General features: G+C 66.4%; 20 protein-coding genes. 11 read left to right on the top strand and 9 right to left on the bottom strand.

Annotated features, from left to right (window positions below):
• The gene (locus ACQY72_RS15850; protein WP_428154768.1) at positions 1-414 is read left to right on the top strand and encodes a DUF5990 family protein; all 414 of its coding nucleotides are present in this window, start codon (positions 1-3) and stop codon (positions 412-414) included.
• A 3-nt stretch (positions 415-417) separates the two neighbouring features.
• Here the strand turns inward: ACQY72_RS15850 and ACQY72_RS15845 are convergent, their stop codons facing one another.
• On the bottom strand, positions 418-996 hold the full coding sequence (locus tag ACQY72_RS15845; RefSeq protein ID WP_428154767.1) for a hypothetical protein: 579 nt from the start codon (positions 994-996) through the stop codon (positions 418-420).
• 126 nt (positions 997-1,122) lie between these two features.
• Between ACQY72_RS15845 and rpmG the strand changes: the two genes are divergently transcribed.
• The gene (gene rpmG / locus ACQY72_RS15840) at positions 1,123-1,290 is read left to right on the top strand and encodes a 50S ribosomal protein L33 (protein ID WP_003164451.1); all 168 of its coding nucleotides are present in this window, start codon (positions 1,123-1,125) and stop codon (positions 1,288-1,290) included.
• A 75-nt stretch (positions 1,291-1,365) separates the two neighbouring features.
• Here the strand turns inward: rpmG and ACQY72_RS15835 are convergent, their stop codons facing one another.
• Positions 1,366-2,727: a PleD family two-component system response regulator gene (locus tag ACQY72_RS15835; RefSeq protein ID WP_428154766.1), complete on the bottom strand. Its 1,362-nt coding sequence runs from the start codon at positions 2,725-2,727 to the stop codon at positions 1,366-1,368.
• Positions 2,724-3,089, bottom strand: coding sequence for a response regulator (locus tag ACQY72_RS15830; protein ID WP_167762544.1), 366 nt, complete (start codon positions 3,087-3,089; stop codon positions 2,724-2,726). Before ACQY72_RS15830 ends, ACQY72_RS15835 begins: the two co-directional genes overlap by 4 nt.
• A 106-nt stretch (positions 3,090-3,195) precedes the next feature.
• On the opposite strand from ACQY72_RS15830, the gene ACQY72_RS15825 reads away from it, so the two are divergent.
• Genes ACQY72_RS15825 through ACQY72_RS15815 form a run of 3 tightly spaced genes read left to right on the top strand, consistent with a single transcriptional unit; the run spans position 3,196 to position 6,545 of the window.
• On the top strand, positions 3,196-4,464 hold the full coding sequence (locus ACQY72_RS15825; RefSeq protein WP_428154764.1) for a DNA polymerase IV: 1,269 nt from the start codon (positions 3,196-3,198) through the stop codon (positions 4,462-4,464).
• Positions 4,465-4,472: 8 nt separating this feature from the next.
• A complete protein-coding gene (pncB, locus tag ACQY72_RS15820) occupies positions 4,473-5,768 on the top strand; it encodes a nicotinate phosphoribosyltransferase (RefSeq protein ID WP_428154762.1) in 1,296 nt (431 codons plus the stop codon).
• Positions 5,769-5,804: 36 nt separating this feature from the next.
• Complete coding sequence (locus ACQY72_RS15815; RefSeq protein WP_428154760.1) at positions 5,805-6,545, top strand: polysaccharide deacetylase family protein; 741 nt, start codon at positions 5,805-5,807, stop codon at positions 6,543-6,545.
• 4 nt (positions 6,546-6,549) lie between these two features.
• Here ACQY72_RS15815 and ACQY72_RS15810 read toward each other — a convergent pair whose 3' ends face one another.
• Complete coding sequence (locus ACQY72_RS15810; RefSeq protein WP_428154758.1) at positions 6,550-7,446, bottom strand: hypothetical protein; 897 nt, start codon at positions 7,444-7,446, stop codon at positions 6,550-6,552.
• Between the two features lie 116 nt (positions 7,447-7,562).
• On the opposite strand from ACQY72_RS15810, the gene ACQY72_RS15805 reads away from it, so the two are divergent.
• Together ACQY72_RS15805 and ACQY72_RS15800 are read left to right on the top strand one after the other, a co-directional pair.
• Positions 7,563-8,021, top strand: coding sequence for a RidA family protein (locus ACQY72_RS15805; protein WP_135195265.1), 459 nt, complete (start codon positions 7,563-7,565; stop codon positions 8,019-8,021).
• The gene (locus ACQY72_RS15800; RefSeq protein ID WP_428156726.1) at positions 8,018-9,163 is read left to right on the top strand and encodes a GNAT family N-acetyltransferase; all 1,146 of its coding nucleotides are present in this window, start codon (positions 8,018-8,020) and stop codon (positions 9,161-9,163) included. Before ACQY72_RS15805 ends, ACQY72_RS15800 begins: the two co-directional genes overlap by 4 nt.
• Positions 9,164-9,215: 52 nt before the next feature.
• Here ACQY72_RS15800 and clpA read toward each other — a convergent pair whose 3' ends face one another.
• The 3 genes from clpA to ACQY72_RS15785 form a co-directional block, all read right to left on the bottom strand.
• On the bottom strand, positions 9,216-11,516 hold the full coding sequence (gene clpA / locus ACQY72_RS15795) for an ATP-dependent Clp protease ATP-binding subunit ClpA (RefSeq protein ID WP_428154756.1): 2,301 nt from the start codon (positions 11,514-11,516) through the stop codon (positions 9,216-9,218).
• Between the two features lie 13 nt (positions 11,517-11,529).
• On the bottom strand, positions 11,530-11,859 hold the full coding sequence (gene clpS, locus ACQY72_RS15790; protein WP_428154755.1) for an ATP-dependent Clp protease adapter ClpS: 330 nt from the start codon (positions 11,857-11,859) through the stop codon (positions 11,530-11,532).
• A gap of 170 nt (positions 11,860-12,029) precedes the next feature.
• Positions 12,030-12,521, bottom strand: a complete 492-nt coding sequence (locus ACQY72_RS15785) for a phasin family protein (protein WP_372694595.1) — start codon at positions 12,519-12,521, stop codon at positions 12,030-12,032.
• Between the two features lie 275 nt (positions 12,522-12,796).
• Between ACQY72_RS15785 and ACQY72_RS15780 the strand changes: the two genes are divergently transcribed.
• The 3 genes from ACQY72_RS15780 (at position 12,797) to ACQY72_RS15770 (ending at position 16,323) form a co-directional block, all read left to right on the top strand.
• Positions 12,797-14,287: a serine hydrolase gene (locus tag ACQY72_RS15780; RefSeq protein WP_428154754.1), complete on the top strand. Its 1,491-nt coding sequence runs from the start codon at positions 12,797-12,799 to the stop codon at positions 14,285-14,287.
• A 64-nt stretch (positions 14,288-14,351) separates the two neighbouring features.
• Entirely contained in the window at positions 14,352-15,437 is a 1,086-nt protein-coding gene (locus tag ACQY72_RS15775; protein WP_428154752.1) for a PA0069 family radical SAM protein, read from the top strand.
• A 43-nt stretch (positions 15,438-15,480) separates the two neighbouring features.
• Positions 15,481-16,323 carry an alpha/beta hydrolase family protein gene (locus ACQY72_RS15770; protein WP_428154751.1) on the top strand — a complete coding sequence of 281 codons (843 nt, stop codon included), beginning with the start codon at positions 15,481-15,483 and terminating at the stop codon, positions 16,321-16,323.
• Here ACQY72_RS15770 and ACQY72_RS15765 read toward each other — a convergent pair.
• Together ACQY72_RS15765 and ACQY72_RS15760 are read right to left on the bottom strand one after the other, a co-directional pair.
• Positions 16,320-16,715, bottom strand: coding sequence for a hypothetical protein (locus tag ACQY72_RS15765; RefSeq protein WP_428154750.1), 396 nt, complete (start codon positions 16,713-16,715; stop codon positions 16,320-16,322). The genes ACQY72_RS15770 and ACQY72_RS15765 overlap by 4 nt on opposite strands.
• 2 nt (positions 16,716-16,717) lie before the next feature.
• The gene (locus ACQY72_RS15760; protein WP_428154748.1) at positions 16,718-17,962 is read right to left on the bottom strand and encodes a class I SAM-dependent RNA methyltransferase; all 1,245 of its coding nucleotides are present in this window, start codon (positions 17,960-17,962) and stop codon (positions 16,718-16,720) included.
• Positions 17,963-18,166: 204 nt separating this feature from the next.
• Here ACQY72_RS15760 and ACQY72_RS15755 point away from each other — a divergent pair, with 204 nt between their 5' ends.
• Complete coding sequence (locus ACQY72_RS15755; RefSeq protein ID WP_428154746.1) at positions 18,167-18,817, top strand: glycine zipper 2TM domain-containing protein; 651 nt, start codon at positions 18,167-18,169, stop codon at positions 18,815-18,817.
• Positions 18,818-18,822 lie beyond the last annotated feature (5 nt).

Genomic DNA, 18,822 nt, shown 5'->3' with positions numbered 1-18,822 from the left:
ATGGCCGGATCGACGATCACCCTGCGCCTGACCATCGCCGACCCGGTCCCGCGCGTCGCCTACAGCTTGCAGGACAAGGCCAATATGCCGGTCGAGCCGCGCATCGCAGGCGACGGTCCGATCAGCTTCGATGTCCCGGTCATCCTGTCCGACGACGGGCGGCTGACCGGTCCCTTCGTGCGGCGCGAGGGACCGGCGCGGCGCTTCGTCTATATCGCCATCGGCACGTCGGCAGGTTTGCACGCCAGCGCATGGAGCCGACGCGCCAAGATCAACGTCCACGATATTCCCGCCGATCTGCTGGCCCAGGCGCGCGAGGGGCGCTTGCTTGAGGTCGTCCTGCCTGGCCGAGCCAAGGACGGTAGTCCCGCCTGCGCCACCGTGCGGCCGATTCAGGCCTGGCGCGTCGTCTGATCCTTAGTCCGCGACCGGCTTCGTCAGATCGAACTCGACGCGGAAATGGCGGTTGGGGCGGCGCAGTTCATAGGCGAACATCCGGTCGGGATGGACCTCCATCGCCCAGACATTGGTGGTCGAGACCGCCGCGTCATTGGCGTTGAACAGGGCGATCGATTCGGCGTCGACGGGAAACTCCTGCCGCTCGGCCGTGCCGGCGCCGGCCGTGTCGCCGCCATACCAGTGCAGCACGTCGGTCGTGCCGTCCTCATGCCGGTGATCGTGCTTGAGCCGCAGGCCCGCGTCCGTCTTCGTCACGACCCAGGTGCGCGAACGATCCTCGCCCACAGAGAAGGGAATGCGCACCTCGTCCGCCGAACAGTCGCGGACGTGCATGATCAGCCGCTCGCTGGCGAACTTGGCGTCGGCGGCGTCGGTCGTGACGACCCGGCCTTCGAATCGCTGGCCACACAGGGCGTTCAGCCGCGCCAGGAAATCGTTCTGGCTCAGAACGGGGGCCGGAGCAGGAGAAGCCGCCGCAACGCCGGCGGACGACAGGGAAACCAGGGCCGCAGCGGCCAGCAAGGATGCGATTTTCATATGGTCACACTATATGTGCATCCGACCGCATCAACGTGGCATCGCGCCCGTTGACTTTGGGGCGATCCTGAGTATGTTCCGCGCCTCTTATTTTAAGCGGCTTTCGCCGTCGCAGAGGTAATTCCGATGGCCAAACCGGCTTCCATCAAGATCCGCCTGAACTCCACGGCCGACACCGGCTTCTTCTATGTCACCAAGAAGAACGCCCGCACCATGACCGAGAAAATGGTCGTCAAGAAGTACGATCCCGTCGTGCGCAAGCACGTCGAGTTCAAGGAAGGCAAGATCAAGTAAGGCCTTGATCAGCTGAGAAATTGAAAACGCCCGGCTGGTCTCCAGCCGGGCGTTTTTCGTTGTCGAGCGGGTGAGTCAGGCCGCCTTGGCGATGACCTTGTTGCGGCCGGCGGCCTTGGCCTCATAGACGCCTTCGTCGGCGCGTTTCAGCAGGCCCTCGGGCGTGTCGCCGTCGCCGGTCGTGGCGGCCACGCCGATCGAGATGGTGATGGTGATCTGTTCCTTGCCGCCCATGACCCGGAACGGGGCGGAGGCGACATCGCGGCGAATCCGTTCGGCGACGCGGCCGGCGTCTTCCAGGCTGGCGCCCGGCATGACCACCACGAACTCTTCCCCGCCCATCCGGCACGGCAGATCGACGGCGCGGACGTTGGTGGCCAGGCGCACGGCGAACTCGACCAGCACCTCGTCCCCGGCGTCATGCCCGAAGCTGTCGTTGACGGACTTGAAGTGGTCGATGTCCAGCACCAGCGCCGCGACCTGAGACCCGCCCTGGGCCGCGCGGCCGACCAGAGCCTGTAGCTGGCCAGTCATGTAGCGACGATTGTGCAGGCCGGTCAGGGCGTCGGTGACCGCCATTTCCATGCTGCTGTCCAGCTTCTGGCGCAGGAAGTCGGTGTAGCGTTTGCGTCGGATCTGGGTGCGCACGCGCGCCGACAGCTCCTCGGTGTCGATGGGACGCGGCAGGATGTCGGCGGCGCCCAGTTCCAACGCCTTGACCATGCGCGGCCGTTCGGCCGGTTCCACCACCGCCAGGATCGGCGCGCGGCGCGCATCGCCCGACTTGGCCTGGGCCACGATCCGCAGGCCGTCGAAGCCGGCGGCGGCGACATTGACGATGATCAGGTCCAGCGCCCCCTTAGCCGCGACCAGCGCCGCCTCGGGATCGGATTCGATGGTGACGCGGTGTTCGCCGCTCAGCTCGGCCGCCATCTTCTCGGCCTGACGCATGTCGTCATCGACGATCAAAACCCGACCGCCCTCGCTGCGCAGCCGCGCCGCGCCATCCGAATCGACGCCCAGACGCCGGCCGCTTTCCTCACGCTCGCGCAGTTCGTCCATGACGTGCTTCAGCCGGGTCAGCGACTTGACCCGCGCGAACAGGATCACGTCGTCGATGGGCTTGGTCAGAAAGTCGTCGGCGCCGGCTTCCAGCCCCCTGATGCGATCCTGGCGACCGTCCAGTGCGGTGACAAGCACGACGGGGATATGGCGCGTCTCGGCCTGGGCCTTCAGCCGGCGACAGGTCTCGAACCCGTCCATGCCGGGCATCATGACGTCCAGCAGGATCAGGTCCGGCTGATGCTCGGCGGCGATGGCCAGGGCCGACGCGCCGTCGTTGCAGCTCAGGACGTCGTAATATTCGATAGTCAGCTTGGCTTCGAGCAGGCGGACGTTCACGTCTACATCGTCGACGACGAGGATCCGGGCGCTCATCCGAGGTGCTGCCGGATGGTTTCGAGGAAATGCATGACCGAGATGGGCTTGGAGATATAGGCCTCGCACCCACCCTGACGGATGCGCTCCTCGTCGCCCTTCATGGCGAAGGCGGTCACGGCGATGACGGGGATATGGCTGAGCTCCTCGTCGTCCTTCAGCCACTTGGTGACTTCCAGGCCCGAGATTTCCGGCAGCTGAATATCCATCAGGATCAGATCGGGATGATGGGCGCGCGCCAGGGCCAACGCCTGCAGCCCTTCGCGGGTCTGCAGCGTCTCGTAGCCCTGGGAATCGAGCAGATCATGAAAAAGCTTCATGTTCAGCTCGTTATCCTCGACGATGAGGACTTTCTTGGACATCATCACCTGACCTGCGCGCCCCTCGAACGCGGGACGCCTCGTTGGTCGCATTCGTAGGCGAGCAGTCTTAAGTTGGGGTGAAGCCAACCTTACGGAGACCTTAAGCGTGGCCATCAAGGCCATCTGTCGCGACTGCCTGTGGACCGGCGAAGATCCCGCCGGGCCGCCCGAGCGCCGCTGTCCGGCGTGCGGGTCGCGACGGATCGTCGCCGACCCCGAATTGGACCAGCTGTCGATCGCCCACATGGACTGCGACGCCTTCTACGCCTCGGTGGAGAAGCGCGACCGGCCGGAGCTGCGCGACAAGCCGGTCATCGTCGGCGGCGGCAAGCGCGGGGTCGTCTCCACCGCCTGCTATGTCGCGCGCCAATACGGCGTCGGATCCGCCATGCCGATGTTCAAGGCGCTGAAGGCCTGTCCAGAGGCGGTGGTCATCAGGCCCGACTTCACCAAATACGTCTTCGAATCGCAGCGTATCCTGGGGGCGTTGGGAAAGCTGACGCCCTTGATCCAGCCGCTGTCGCTGGACGAGGCCTGGGTCGATCTGTCGGGCACCGAACGGCTGAACGGCGGCCCACCAGCGTTTCAGTTGATCCGTTTCCAGAAACAGATCGAGGAGGAGACTGGCCTGACCGTCTCCATCGGCCTGGCCCCCAACCGTTTCCTGGCCAAGCTTGCATCTGAATTCGACAAGCCGCGCGGCTTCTCCGTCGTCGGCGCCGCCAACGCTCAGGCCCTGCTGGCGCCGCGCCTCGTTACCACCCTGCCCGGCGTCGGCCCGGTGTTCGGCAAGGCGCTGCGCAGCGACGGCTATTCGACCATCGGTGATCTGGCCCGGGCGGATGTGCGCGATCTGGTCAAACGTTACGGCGAATCGGGCCTGCGCCTGCACGAGCTGGCCCACGCCCGCGACGCCCGCGCCGTGAACCCCGAGCGCGACCGCAAGGGAATGAGCGCCGAGACCACCTTCAACGAAGACCTGACCTCGGCCGAGGCGCTGGAGGCCGAACTGTGGCCCCTGTGCGAGAAGCTGGCGTCCAAGGCCCGGCGCGACGGCGTCGCCAGCCGGGTGCTGGTGCTGAAGCTGCGCCGCACCGATTTCAAGATCGTCACCCGCCGCATCACCCTGCCCGACCCGGTCCAGACGGCGCGCGCCCTGTTCTCTGCGGGGCGCGATCTGCTGAAGCCCGAACTCGGCCAGCCCTACCGCCTGATCGGCATCGGCATGGCCGACGTCCAGGACGCCGAGGACGCGCCCGCCGGCCTGTTCCAGACCCCCGAGACCCGCACCCTGAAGACCGAACGCGCCATCGACAAGCTACGCGAAAAGTTCGGCAAGGACGCTGTGGTGGCGGGGCGCGCGCTGAAGCCGTAGGAAGCGCCATGGACCTCGCCAAACGCGCCTATGACCACGGCTTTCGCCTGGACCCGATCGTCCGCAGCCTGCTGGACACCGACTTCTATAAACTGCTGATGCTGCAGATGATCTGGCGCGAGCATCGCGACGTGCCCGTCGTCTTTCAGGTCATCAACCGCACCAAATCCGTCCGCCTGGCCGACGAGATCGACATCGACGCCCTGCGCGAGCAGCTGGATCATGCCCGCACCCTGCGCTTCACCAACAAGGAATTGGTCTGGCTGGCGGGCAACAGCTTCTATGGGGTGAAGCAGATCTTCTCGCCCGACTTCATCGCCTGGCTGACCAATTACCGCCTGCCGGACTATGACCTGTCGGTTCAGGACGGGCAGTATGTGCTGACCTTCTCGGGCGGCTGGGCCGAAGTGACGCTGTGGGAAATCCCGGCGCTGGCGATCCTGAACGAGTTGCGTTGCCGCGTCGGCATGCGTCGCCTCGGAAGGTTCGAGATCGACATCCTCTATGCCCGGGCCAAGACACGGCTGTGGTCCAAGATCGAGCGACTGCGCGCCCTGCCCGACCTGGCACTGTCCGACTTCGGCACCCGCCGCCGCCACGGCTTCCTGTGGCAACGCTGGTGCATCCAGGCGCTCAAGGAGGGGCTTGGATCCTCCTTCATCGGCACGTCCAATGTGCTACACGCGATGGAGAACGATCTGGAGGCCATCGGCACCAATGGCCACGAGCTGCCGATGGTCATGGCGGCGCTGGCGCCCGACGATGCGGCGCTGGCCCAGGTTCCCTATGCCGTGCTGGACGAGTGGCGCAGGCATTATGCGGGCAATCTGCTGATCGTCCTGCCCGACGCCTTCGGCACCGAGGCGTTTCTGGAACAAGCGCCCGATTGGGTCGCGGACTGGACCGGCTTCCGGCCCGACTCGGCCCCGCCCATTCCGGCCGGAGATCGCTTGATCGACTGGTGGCGCGCGCGTGGGCGCGATCCGAAGGACAAGCTGTTGATCTTCTCCGACGGCATGGACATCGACGGCATCGAGGCGACCCACGCCCATTTCCACGGCCGCGCCCGTCTCAGCTTCGGCTGGGGCACCAATCTGACCAATGATTTCCGCGACTGTTCACCCGCCTTCGCGCCGGAGCTGGAGCCGATCTCCCTGGTCTGCAAGGTGATCGAGGCCGGCGGCCGGCCCGCCGTCAAACTATCGGACAATCCCGAAAAGGCGGTCGGCGATCCTGCCGAGATCGAACGCTATCGCCGGGTCTTCGGCGTGCGCGGCCTGACCGCCCAACCCGTCACGGTCTGAAACCCGGCCTTAAGCCCGTTCGGCCATAAGGGCGAGATGAACGCCTTTCTCGACAAGATGCGTCGCCGCGCCGGCCGCTACCTCGATGTCCGTCCCGCCACGGTCCAGCCCGCGCGCGGCGTCCTCAGCCTGTCGTTCGACGACATCCCGGCATCGGCGTGGACCGAGGCGGGGCCGATCCTGGCCCAGCACGGGGTCAAGGCGACCTATTATGTCTGCGGCGGCCTGGCGGGCGGGCGCAATCTGGACCTACCGCAGTTCGAGGTTGAGCATCTTCAGGCCCTACACGAGGCGGGCCACGAGGTCGGCTGCCACACCTACGAACACGTCTCGACCCTGACCCTGTCGCCGGACGAACTGGACGCGAGCCTGGCCCGCAACGCCGCCTGGGTGGCCGAACGGCTGGACGGCTATCAGATGCAGACCTTCGCCTATCCGTTCGGCGACTGCGCCCTGGGGTCCAAGGCGATCATCAACAAACGTTTCCTGTGCGGGCGGGGCGTGCGCGACGGGATCAATGCCGGCCGCACCGACCGGAACCTGCTGCAAGCCATCGGCCTGGAGAGCCGTCGCCTGCCCGGCTATGATCTGGAGGCGCTGGTGGCGGAGACGGCGGCGTCCAGGGGTTGGCTGATCGCCTATGGCCACGATGTCAGCGATGCGCCGACGCCCTATGGCTGTCGTCCCGAGGACATCGACCGGCTGATCCGCCTGGCCAAGGCGGCCGATCTGGACATTCAGCCGGTCGCGGCGGCGTGGGCGATGGCGACGGCCTGACGTTTCAGCCGGCCTTGCGCCTATCCGCCCAGGCGATCAGCTCCTTGCGGGGCCAGATCATCAGCCAGGATCGGGCGGTGTATTCCCCGCTGTCGATCAGCGCCTTCCTCGACGCCGAGGCCGTCGCCGCCCGTTCGGTGTGGATCGGCGCCGGCCCCTGATGGACCATGAAGGCGCCGCCCTTCAGCGGGTTGAGCCGCAGGTGCGCCAGGCGCGGGCTGATCTCGGTCAGGGGCGGGTCGTAGAACCAGCTGGAGCCGATCATGCCCGCCAGTTCCGGCCGCGCACGACACAGCTCCGCCGCCGTCGCCCAGGCCTCGTTCCAGCCGTCCTCGTTGAAGCCCCGCAGCCAGCGGCTTTCGGTGTGCACCTCCAGCCACGGCTCGCGCTTGGCGCCCGCCGCCAGATAGCGGAACAGGAGTTTGATGCCCCAGCCGTCGCGGACGTGTTTGACGATCTGGCCCGGCCCGACCGGCGAGCTCAGATCGATCACCTGGCTTTTGGCCCCCGGCACGCTGAGCGCCAGGGTGAAGCGCACGTCCTTGGACCAATGGTCGAAGACGTAATCGCCCTCGGCCTTGTCCAGAAAGGCCGCCAACTGCTCGATCCAGTAGGGATAGAGGGCCATCACCTCGGCAGGCAGGTTCATCGCCGCCGCGCGGTCGGGCAGTTGCAGCGTCCAGGCGGCGACCAGGCCCCGCCGCACATCGTCCGAAGCCTCAGCGCCCAGCAGGGCGTCCACCGCCTTGGCCGGCATTTCGAAATCCCAGTGCGGCGCGGCCTCGGCGGCCTTTTGCGCTGCCGGTCCGGCGACGGCGTCCACGCGCGCCCGGTCGTCAGGGGACAGCCGCGCGATCACGGCATGGAAGACGGCGACGTCGGGACTCAGGTGCATATCCATGATCGGCACAATGACACGGCGCGGTTGGCGAACCTTTAAAGCGGGTCAAATGCCGGTCGAAGGCGTGACGCCGCCCTTGCCGCGCGCTAAACCGCGCCCAGATAAAAGGAGCCCCCATGAGCATCGAAGCCCGCATTGCCGAACTCGGCCTTACCCTGCCGGAACCCGCCAAGCCGGTGGCCAGCTATGTCTCCTATGTCCGCTCGGGCAATCAGGTCACCATCTCGGGCCAGCTGTCGAACGACGCCTCGGGCGGGATCAAGGGCACGGTCGGCGTGGACGTGACGCCGGAACAGGCCACGGAAGCGGCCCGCCTGTGCGGTCTGAACCTGATCGCCCAGATCAAGGCCGCCTGCGACGGCGACCTGGACCGGGTGGTCCGCATCGTCAAACTGGGCGGCTTCGTACAGGCCGGTCCCGACTTCATCGCCATTCCCGCCGTGATCAACGGCTGCTCGGACCTGATGGTCGAAGTTTTCGGCGACGCGGGCAAGCACGCCCGTTCGGCCGTCGGCGTCTACAAGCTGCCGCTCGGCTTCGCCGTCGAGATCGATGCGATCGTGGAGATCCGCTGATCTTTCAGATCTCGGTTCACGAAGGGATCGCCGACATCGGCCGCGAGGCCTGGGATGCGTGCGCGCGTCCCACCGGCGATCCCTTCGTCTCCTATGACTTCCTGCACGCCTGCGAAGCTTCGGGCAGCGCCGCGCCTCGCCAGGGCTGGGCCCCGCGTCATCTGGCCCTGCGGGGTGACGACAACGCCGTCCTGGGCGTCATGCCCCTCTATCTGAAGGGCAACAGCCAGGGCGAATACGTCTTCGACCACAGCTGGGCCGACGCCTATGAACGGGCCGGCGGGCGTTATTATCCCAAGCTGCTGGGCGCCGTGCCGTTCACCCCGGCGACCGGCCCGCGCTTCCTGAACCATCCCGAGACCGACGCCGCCACGGTGCGTCAGGCGTTGATCCAGGGGGCGGTGACGCTGGTCGAGCGGCTCGGCGTCTCGTCCCTGCACGTCAACTTCCCGACCGAGCCGGAATGGTCGGCTATGGCCGAGTCGGGCCTGCTGCCGCGCCAGGACATCCAGTTCATCTGGCGCAACAACGGCTACCGGACCTTCGACGACTTCCTCGCCGCCCTGTCGGCCAACCGCCGCAAGACCATCAAGCGCGAGCGCCGCGACGCCCAGACCGATCTCGACATCCGCGTCCTGACCGGCGCCGACATCACCGAGGCGCACTGGGACGCCTTCTTCGCCTTCTATACGGACACCGGCTCGCGCAAATGGGGCCAGCCCTATCTGACGCGCGACTTCTTCAGCCGCGTCGGCGCAACCATGGCCGACCGGATCGCCCTGGTCATGGCGTTTCGGGACCAGACGCCCATCGCCGGCGCCCTGAACTTCATCGGCCGCGACGCCTTGTATGGCCGCCAGTGGGGCACGCTGGAAGACGTGCCCTTCCTGCATTTCGAGCTCTGCTACTACCAGGCCATCGAATTCGCCATTTCGCGCGGCCTGTCCCGCGTCGAGGCGGGCGCCCAGGGCGACCACAAGATCGCGCGCGGCTACCTGCCCTCCCCCGTCTATTCCGCCCACGTCATCGCCGACCCGGCGCTGCGCGATCCCGTGGCCCGCTATCTGGACGGCGAACGCCCGGCGATGCAGGCCGAGATGGCGGCGATGACCGAGGAACTGTCGCCCTACAAGGCCACATAGAAAAAGGCCCGGCTGTTTCCAGCCGGGCCTTCCGCCTTCGACCCTTGTAAGATCAGGCCGTCTCTTCTTCCTCGGCCTTCGCCGGCGCGTTGGCGCTGGCGATGTCGAAGTCGATCTTGCCGTCCTTTAGCTGCACCTTGACGTGCCCGCCGCGCGTCAGACGTCCGAACAGGATGTCGTCGGCCAGCGGCTTCTTGATCGAGTCCTGGATGACCCGCGCCAGAGGACGCGCGCCGTACAGTTCGTCGAAGCCGTTCTTGGCCAGCCAGTCGGCGGCTTCGTCGGTCAGTTCGATGGTGATGTTGCGATCCGCCAGCTGGGCTTCCAGCTGAAGGATGAACTTGGTCACCACCGAGCGGATCGTGTCGGCCTGCAGCGGTTTGAAGGCCACTATGGCGTCCAGACGGTTCCTGAACTCCGGCGCGAACAGGCGCTGGATGGCCTTGTCGTCCTCGCCCTCGACCTTGCCCCGGCCGAAGCCGATGGAGGCGCGGGCATTGTCGGCGGCCCCGGCATTGGTGGTCATGATCAGGATGACGTTCCTGAAGTCGACCTTCTTGCCGACCGCGTCGGTCAGCATGCCGTTGTCCATCACCTGCAACAGGATGTTGTAGACATCCGGGTGCGCCTTCTCGATCTCGTCCAGCAGCACCACCGAATGCGGATGCTGATCGACGGCGTCGGTCAGCAGGCCGCCCTGGTCATGGCCGACATAGCCGGGAGGGGCCCCGATCAGGCGGCTGACCGTGTGGCGCTCCATATATTCCGACATGTCGAACCGCTGCATCTCGATGCCTAGGGTCGAAGCCAGCTGCTTGGCGACTTCGGTCTTGCCGACGCCGGTCGGGCCGCTGAACAGGAAGCTGCCGATGGGCTTGTTCGGATCGCGCAGACCCGCCCGCGCTAGCTTCATCGCCGCCGAAACCTGGTCGATGGCCTGCTCCTGGCCAAAGACCGCGCGCTTCAAATCGACTTCAAGCTCGCGCAGACTCTCGGTGTCGGACTTGGACACCGACTTGGCCGGGATGCGCGCCATCTTGGCGATGACGGCCTCGACCTCCTTCTGACCGATGACCTTCTTGCGCTTGGATTCGACCAGCAACATCTGGCCTGCTCCGGCTTCGTCGATCACGTCGATCGCCTTGTCCGGCAGTTTGCGGTCGGTCATGTAGCGGGCCGACAGTTCGACCGCGGTGCGGATGGCGCTGTCGGTGTAGCGGACCTTGTGGTGCTGCTCGTAGTAGGTCTTCAGACCCTTCAGGATCTTCACCGTATCCTCGACCGTCGGCTCGTTGACGTCGATCTTCTGGAAGCGACGCACCAGGGCGCGGTCCTTCTCGAAGTGCTGGCGATATTCCTTGTAGGTCGTCGATCCCATGCAGCGCAGCGAACCCGACGCCAGGGCCGGCTTCAGCAGGTTGGAGGCGTCCATGGCCCCGCCGGATGTCGCGCCAGCGCCGATCACCGTGTGGATCTCGTCGATGAAGAGCACGGCGTTCTCGTGGTTCTCCAGCTCCTTGACCACCTGCTTCAGGCGTTCCTCGAAGTCGCCGCGATAGCGGGTGCCGGCCAGCAGCGCGCCCATGTCGAGCGAGTAGATGGTGGCGTCCTTGAGGACGTCGGGCACCTCACCATTGACGATCTTGCGGGCCAAACCTTCGGCGATGGCGGTCTTGCCGACGCCGGGGTCGCCGACCAGCAGCGGATTGTTCTTGGTCCGGCGACACAGGATCTGGATCGAACGATCGACCTCGGCCTGGCGACCGATCAGCGGATCGACCTTGCCCTGGCGCGACTTCTCGTTGAGGTCGACGCAATAGGCTTCCAGCGCCTCGCCGCCCGACTTGACGGCCGAGGCGTCCTCGGCCTCCTCGGGCGAGGAGCCCTTGGCGGGACGAGTCTCGTTGGCGCCGGCCTTCTTGGCGATGCCGTGGGCGATGAAGTTGACTGCGTCGTAGCGCGTCATGTCCTGCTCTTGCAGGAAGTAGGCGGCGTGGCTCTCGCGCTCGGAGAAGATGGCGACCAGCACATTGGCGCCGGACACCTCCTCGCGGCCGGACGACTGGACGTGGATCACAGCGCGCTGGATCACGCGCTGGAAGCCGGCGGTCGGCTTGGCGTCCTCGCCATCGGCCGTGGCCAAGGCGGCGAGATCGTTGTCGACATAAAGCGTCAACGCCGCCTTCAGGGCGGTCAGATCGACGTTGCAGGCCTGCATGACGCCGGTCGCATCGGGGTCGTCGATCAGCGCGAGCAGCAAGTGCTCCAGCGTCGCATATTCGTGCCTGCGCGCATTAGCGTATCCCACCGCGCGGTGCAGGGTTTCTTCGAGAGGACGGGAAAATGAAGGCATCGGGAGGTTCCTCTCAGTCCTTTTCCATCGTGCATTGCAGAGGGTGCTGGTGTCGGCGCGCGGTCTCGATGACCTGCGCGACCTTGGTCTCGGCGACCTCGTAGGTGAAGACGCCGCAGACGCCCACGCCATGCTGATGCACATGCAGCATGATGCGGGTGGCCTCTTCGCGGCTCTTCTGGAAGAACCGCTCCAGCACATAGACGACGAATTCCATCGGCGAATAATCGTCGTTCAGGATCAGCACCCGATACAGCGAGGGCTTCTGAAGCTTCGGCTTTGTTTCGGTGATGGTGGCGGCGCCTTGGCCGCCCCCGGTTTCACCGGGCCTTTGTATGGGCATTCGTATTCCGTAATCGGGGAGTCGTCTTGTCTCCAACAGATAGGGAATGATGGCGTGAATTGAAGCCGCGTCCAGTCACGGATTGCGTGAAGTGCAAACGACGGATCCAAAACGAAAAAAGCCCCGGAGCGAACTCCGGGGCCTTCTCGATCCTCAAGACGGTTCGCTGTTTAGCGAGCGGCCTGGAAGTTTTCGACCGAGGCGGTGACGCGCTCGTTGATCGGCTTGATGCTGTCCTTGACCGTGGCGGTGACGATCTCGTTCGTCTTGGTCAGTTCGGCGACGTAGCGCTCCATGGACTTCTTGGCCCAGGCGGTTTGCAGTTCGAAGAACTCCTGCACCGAACGGGCGGTCGACAGTTCCTTGGAGGCGGCGACGCCTTCTTCCCAGGACGACTTGGCGAAGCCGAGCGCCTGTTGCGACAGGGCCTCGGCGCCCTTCTGGGCGACGGTGGCCGACTCGACCATGGCGTCCAGGTTCTTCTTGCTGTGAGCGTTCAGCTCGGCCATCGAGGCGGTCGACTTCTCGATGCCTTCGCGGAAGGCTTGAGTGCCTGCGGCCTGCATGGTCTCGGCCTGAGCCTTGACCTTGGCGCCGGCCGAAGCGGCGGCGGCGGTGACTTGATCGGCGGTCTTCTTCACGGTTTCGGTAGCGTCGGCCATAGTCGTTTCTCCGATAAATGTGGCCCGCGGGACGGGCGCCGGGCGGAAATGTTCAGGCGAGGATGATCCTCGCAGGCCCCCTATATGCTGCAAGTGCGAAGGTTTTTCAAGCTTATTGTGCAATGCAGCATATTATCGATGATAACCTTGGTTGGCGGTTCAAATTCCCGTTGACGAGCGGTTAACCACCACGAAACCCGTGCTTCCTATGCTAACCCTTCCATCGCGTCGGCCGGGGGGCCTGTCGCGCCCTGCTCACTGAGGGTTGTACACCCATGATTGCTTTTCTCCGCCGTGGCCTGCTCGCCGTTCTCGCGCTTTCGCTGGTGCTGGGTGCGAATGTCAGGCCGATCGAGGCTCAGGTCGCTTACTCGGCGCAGGAGAACAGTCGCTACGCCGCCATCGTCATAGACGCCGCCACCGGCGAGGTTCTGTTCGCGCGCAACGCCGACAGCCGCCGCTATCCGGCGTCCCTGACCAAGATGATGACCCTGTATCTGACGTTCGAGGCCCTTTCTCAGGGCAAGGCGAACGTGAACGACGTGCTGACGATCTCGCCGCGCGCCGCCTCGCAGCCGCCGTCGAAACTGGGCCTCGCCGCCGGTCAGACCATCACCCTGGACGACGCCATGCGCGCCACGGCCGTGCGGTCCGCCAACGACATGGCCCTGGCCATCGGCGAGCATATCGGGGGGTCGGAAGCCCGCTTCACCAACATGATGACGCTGAAGGCGGAACAGCTGGGCATGAGCCAGACCCGCTATTACACCGCCAACGGCCTGCCCGATGCCCGCCAGCTGACGTCAGCGCGCGACCAGGCCATCCTGGCCCGCGCCATCATGCGCGATTTCCCGCAATACTACAGCTACTTCGGTCTGCATGACTGGGCCTTCAACGGCCGCAACTACCGCAACACAAACGGCCTGCTGCCCACCGGGCGCGGCTATGACGGCATGAAGACCGGATACACCAATGCCTCGGGCTACAATCTCGCCGCCTCGGCGGTGCGTGACGGACGCCGGCTGATCACCGTCGTGCTGGGCGGCCGTTCGACCGCCAGCCGCAACGCCCACGTCGCCGAACTGATGGACACCGGATTCGAGGTGGAACGTCGTCGCGCCCAGGGCGAGCGGATCCAGGTGGCCCAGACCTTCTTCGAACAGCGCGGCTTCGGCGTGGGCAGCGTCTCGGCCGACGCCCCCATCGCCTATGCCTCGGTCAATGACGACGAGGACGGCATCGGCGCCGAATCCACTGCCGTCGCCTATACGGCGGCCCCTCCGCCCGCCGCCCTGCCGACCCGCGTCGCCCCTGCCCCGTCGGAACGCGCCGTCAGCCAGCGCGCCGCCGCGACCGCACAGGCCATCGGCCAGGCCGCAGCCTCGTCGGCGAACACTCGCGCCCCCCACAATGTCACCGCCTCGCTGAATGGCGCGCCATCCAGCGCAGCCCTCGCGCCCTCGACCACGCCACGTCGCGCGACCCCGCCCCCGGCGCGAGAGCCGGCCCGCGCCGCCGCCCGCACGCCCGCCGGGCGCTGGGCCGTTCAGGTCGGCGCATTCCGCGACGAGAAGGTGGCCAGCGACTGGCTGACAGAGCTCAACCGCCGTTTCCGCACCCAGTTCGCCATGGCCGAGCGCAACGTCCAGACGGCCGGCGACTGGTATCGCTCGCGCTTCGTCGGCCTGACGGAAACGGGCGCCAAGACCGCCTGCGAGGCCCTGGCCGAACGTCGGGTCACCTGCATGGTCATCGGCCCCGACTGAGGCGACCAAGAGTGAGAACAAAATGTTCTTGCTTTGTTCTAGGTGATGTCGCATCGTCCTTCCCATGGAAACCGCCAAGGGAAGAGGGGCGCGTTCGAATGCCACCGGCCGCTACGAGCCTGAACAGCATCAGTCGTTCGACGACGGCTGGACGCGCGACGACGCCGAGGCCGCGCCGCTGCGCACCACCCTCACCCCGGAGCATGCCCGCACCATCATCGCCCGGAACGACAGCCCGGACATCGGATTCGACCGCTCCATCAACCCGTACAAAGGTTGCGAACATGGCTGCATCTACTGTTACGCCCGTCCGTCCCATGCCTGGATGGGCCTATCCCCGGGCCTGGATTTCGAGAGCCGGATCTTCTTCAAGCCCCAGGCCGCAAGTCTGCTGGAACAGGCGTTCCTCGCACCCCGATACCGGTGCAAACGCATCCACATAGGCGGCAATACCGACCCCTATCAGCCGGTGGAGCGCGATCTGAAATCCACGCGCTCGATCCTGGAGGTCATGCAACGCTTCAACCACCCGTTCAGCATCATCTCCAAGTCGGTGCTGATCGGGCGCGACGCCGACATCCTGGGCCCGATGGGCAAGGCGGGTCTGGCCTCGGCCTTCGTCTCCATCACCACGCTGGATCGCGGCTTGGCCCGCGCCATGGAGCCCCGCGCCTCCACCCCCGCCAAACGGCTGGAGGCCATCAGCCGCCTGGCGGATGCGGGCTGTCCTGTCGGCGTCGGGTTCGCACCCGTCATCCCCGGCCTGAACGACCACGAACTGGAATCGATTTTGGAGGCGGCGGCGAAGGCGGGAGCGACGCGGGCCATGTATGTCACCCTGCGTTTGCCGCTGGAGATCAAGGATCTGTTCCGCGAATGGCTGGCCGACGCCCGGCCGGACCGCGCGGCGCGCGTCATGTCCCTGATCCGCCAGACGCGCGGCGGCAAGGATTACGACGCCGACTGGTCCCAGCGCATGAAGGGAACCGGCCCGGTGGCCGAACTGATCGGCGCGCGGTTCAAGGCCGCCGTCAAACGCTACGGCCTGGATATGCCGCACCGCCTGCTGGACGAGACCCAGTTCCGCGTCCCCGCCGACGCGCGGCCGCAGATGGATCTTTTCGACCGGCTCCTCGACAAGATTGCCTGAGGCTACACCTTCAGGTTAGCTTCAAGCATCCTTGGGGGATTTCATGATCAAGCGTCTGTCGGCGGCGGTCGCCGCTCTGTGCCTGTCCAGCGGCTTGGCCGGCTGCATGACCGTCAGCGTGCCGGAGGGGCAGTTCTTCTATCCCGACGCCCGCGTGACGGCCGAGAAGATGGTGCTCACGCCCGGCCCCGCCATTCCCGGCGCCGAGATCCTGTCCCTGCCCTATTCCGGCGGCACCGTCGCCGCGACGCGGGTGCGGACGGGAAGGTCCGACGCACCGCTGATCCTTTACTGCGGCGGCAATCTGTTCCGGCGCGGCGTCAATGGCGCGCAAGTCGCGAGTGAACTCGCGCCGTTCGGCGACGTGCTGATGTTCGACTACCCCGGCTCAGGCGACACGCCCGGAAAGGCAAACTTCGCGACCTATAGGTCGGCAGGCGAGGTCATTGCGGCGACCGCTCGCACACAAGCCGACGCCGAGGGCCGTAAGCTGATCGCCTGGGGGCATTCTCTGGGCGGCCCGATCTGCGCTGAAGCCGCGCGCGTCATACGCGCCGACTCCCTTGTGCTTGAGGCGACGACGCCCACCGCCCGCGACGCCGTGAACGAGATGATCGGCCTTTGGCGGCCTCTGGTCCGTGTCCAGTTGGCCGATGCCTTGGCGACCGTTGACGTGCCGGCGACTTTGGACGGCCATCCTGGCAAGGTCGTCGTGCTGGAGGCCGGTCGCGACGAGACCCTACCGCCTGCGCTCAGCCGAAAACTGGCTCAGGACCTTGAGACGCGCGGCGTCGATGTCGAGCGTCTGGTGTTTCACCGCGCGGACCATGGCGACATCCCGGCGCAGCCGGACTTCGTCGCCCGCGTCGCCGCAGCGCTGAATTAATCGTCCGCCGCCGACGGATCGATGGCGCGGGTGACCAGGTCGCGCCAGGTCGGGTCGGTATCGTCGACCAGATCGACATCCTCCATCAGGGCCACCGCCCCTTCCCCGTCCGGCAGGATCAGGCCCAGAATCTCCATCTCCTCGCCGTCAGGGCCGAGGTGGCTTTCGGCCTGGACGGCAACCGCCGCCTGCTCGCCGTCCTCTTCCCACCAGATCACGGGCTGGGGCAGGTCCATGACGATGGACCGGGGATCGTCCGTCTCGCCCAGGGCGAACACCGCGCGGCGCGCCTGAACGTCGTCCAGCGTGGCGACCGCGCCGACGAACGGCTTCAGCCGCGACCAATCGTCGGCGTCGAAACCGCCGCCATCCTCATCGTTATGATCGTCCATGGTCATCGCCTGAACACCCCCACCAGTTCGACATGCGACGACCACAGGAACTGGTCGATCGGCGTAACCTTCTCCAGCCGAAACCCGGCGTCGATCAGGACGCGGGCGTCGCGAGCGAAGGTCTGAGGGTTGCACGACACCCCGACCACGACCGAGGCCTTTGTATCCGCGATCTGCGCCGCCTGGTCGATGGCCCCGGCGCGCGGCGGGTCGAACACGATGGCGTCGCACCCCTTGAGATCATACGGATTGAGCGGTCGGCGGAACAGGTCGCGCGCCTCGGCGGTGATGGCCTTCAGGCCCTTGGCCGAGCCGACGGCGGCCTTCAGCGCGTCGATGCCTGGCTTGGAGGCGTCCGCCGCGATCACGGGGGCCACGGTCGCCAGCGGGAAGGTGAAGGCGCCCGCACCGCAGAACAGGTCGGCGATCTTCCTGGCCCCCTTCACCGCCGCCACCGCGCGTGAGGTCATCGCGTCTTCCGCCTGGGGCACGGCCTGTAGAAAACCGCCGGCCGGCAGGGAGACCGTCGCCGGGCCGAACGCCACCTTGGGCTGGCGCGCCATGACCAGAGTGTCGCCCGCCAGGCTGAGCCGCGCCAGATCGGCCCGATGCGCGGCTTGGATGGCCTTCCACTGAGCGTCGGCCGACAGCCCGCCGCCCGAGCGACGCTCGACCCCCGTCACATCGACGTCCAGCCCAGACAGGGTCCAGGTGACATGCAGGGTCGGCGCGGATTTCGGATGTTCGAAGAAGGCCGCGGCCAACTCGGACAGCGCCGGAATGGCCGCCACGATCCGGGGATCGGCCACCGGACAGGCCTGCACCTCGACCAGCCGCCACGATCGCCGCGCCTTGAACCCCAAGACAACTCGACCATCCTGCGTCCTACGGGCATGCAGCGCCACGCGGCGGCGGGTTCCGGGCGGCGTCGCCACCGTCGCCTCGATCTCGGTCTCGATCCCCTCGCGCGCCAGGGCCAGCCGGACCTGCTCGCGCTTCCAGTCCAGATACGGCCCCTCGGCCCAGTGCTGAAGCGAACACCCGCCGCAGTCGCCGTACTGCGGCGACACCGGTGCGATCCGGTCGGGGCTGGGGGTGACGATCTCGACCTGCTCCAGCCGGCCGTCCACGACCATGCCGCGCACCGTTTCGCCGGGCAGGGTCAGCCCGGCGAAGACCGGCCCCGACGGCGTCTGGGCGACGCCGTCGCCCTGGCCGCCGACGCGGTCGATCGTGAAGATGTCCATCGGCGGGCTTCTAGCCGTGCGTACCCCGCCGCTCAACCCAGGAGGCTCTCGCGGACGCGATGGCGCGGCCCTCAAAGATGAACGAAGATGAACGCGCCGATCAATTGCCGTTCAGCTTCGCGGTCGTAAATCTCATTGCAACGAGACACGAGGCTTTGCCGTTAACGATTGACGGAAACCGTTCGGTCCTCAGAGGGTTGGAAAATGCGTCTCACCAAAACATCGCTCGCCGCCGTCGCCGCCCTGGCGCTCGGCGTCACCGCCGCCCCGCTCACGGCGTCGGCTCAGGTTTATTACAGCAACGGCTACAGCCAGAACTACGGCACCGGCGCGTATGCCCCGTCCTACAACTACGGGCGCGGCCAGTCCTATGATCCCTGCTCGCGTGAACGTCAGGGCCGCACCGGCGCCGGCGCGGTCATCGGCGGCGGCGCGGGCGCCGTCATCGGCTCGCAGTTGGCCGCGCGCGGTCGCCGCACCGAGGGCAGCATCCTGGGCGGCGTGCTCGGCGCCGTGGTCGGCTCGCAGGTCGGTCGTTCCAGCTCGGACGCCTGCCGCAGCTACCAGAGCAACTATGGTTCGAACGGCTACTACGCCCAGGGCTACAGCCAGCCCGGCTACTACGATGATCGCTACACCGGCGATCAGGGCTATCGTTACGAAGATCGTCGCGACGACTATGCCTACGACCGTGGCGGCTATTACGACGACCGCTCGCGCCCGGTCGAATCGTATCAGAATTCAGACGGATGCCGTCTGGCCGAAAGCCAGGTCCGTCTGCCCGATGGTCGCACGGACACCCGTTACGTCCGCACCTGCCCCGACCAGTACGGCCGCTATCGCGTCGTCGATTAATTTTC

The organism is Brevundimonas sp., assembly GCF_965279155.1.
Classification (GTDB): Bacteria; Pseudomonadota; Alphaproteobacteria; order Caulobacterales; family Caulobacteraceae; genus Brevundimonas.
Note: the sequence above shows the minus strand (reverse complement) of the source record. Positions and strands in the feature narration are given on the sequence as shown.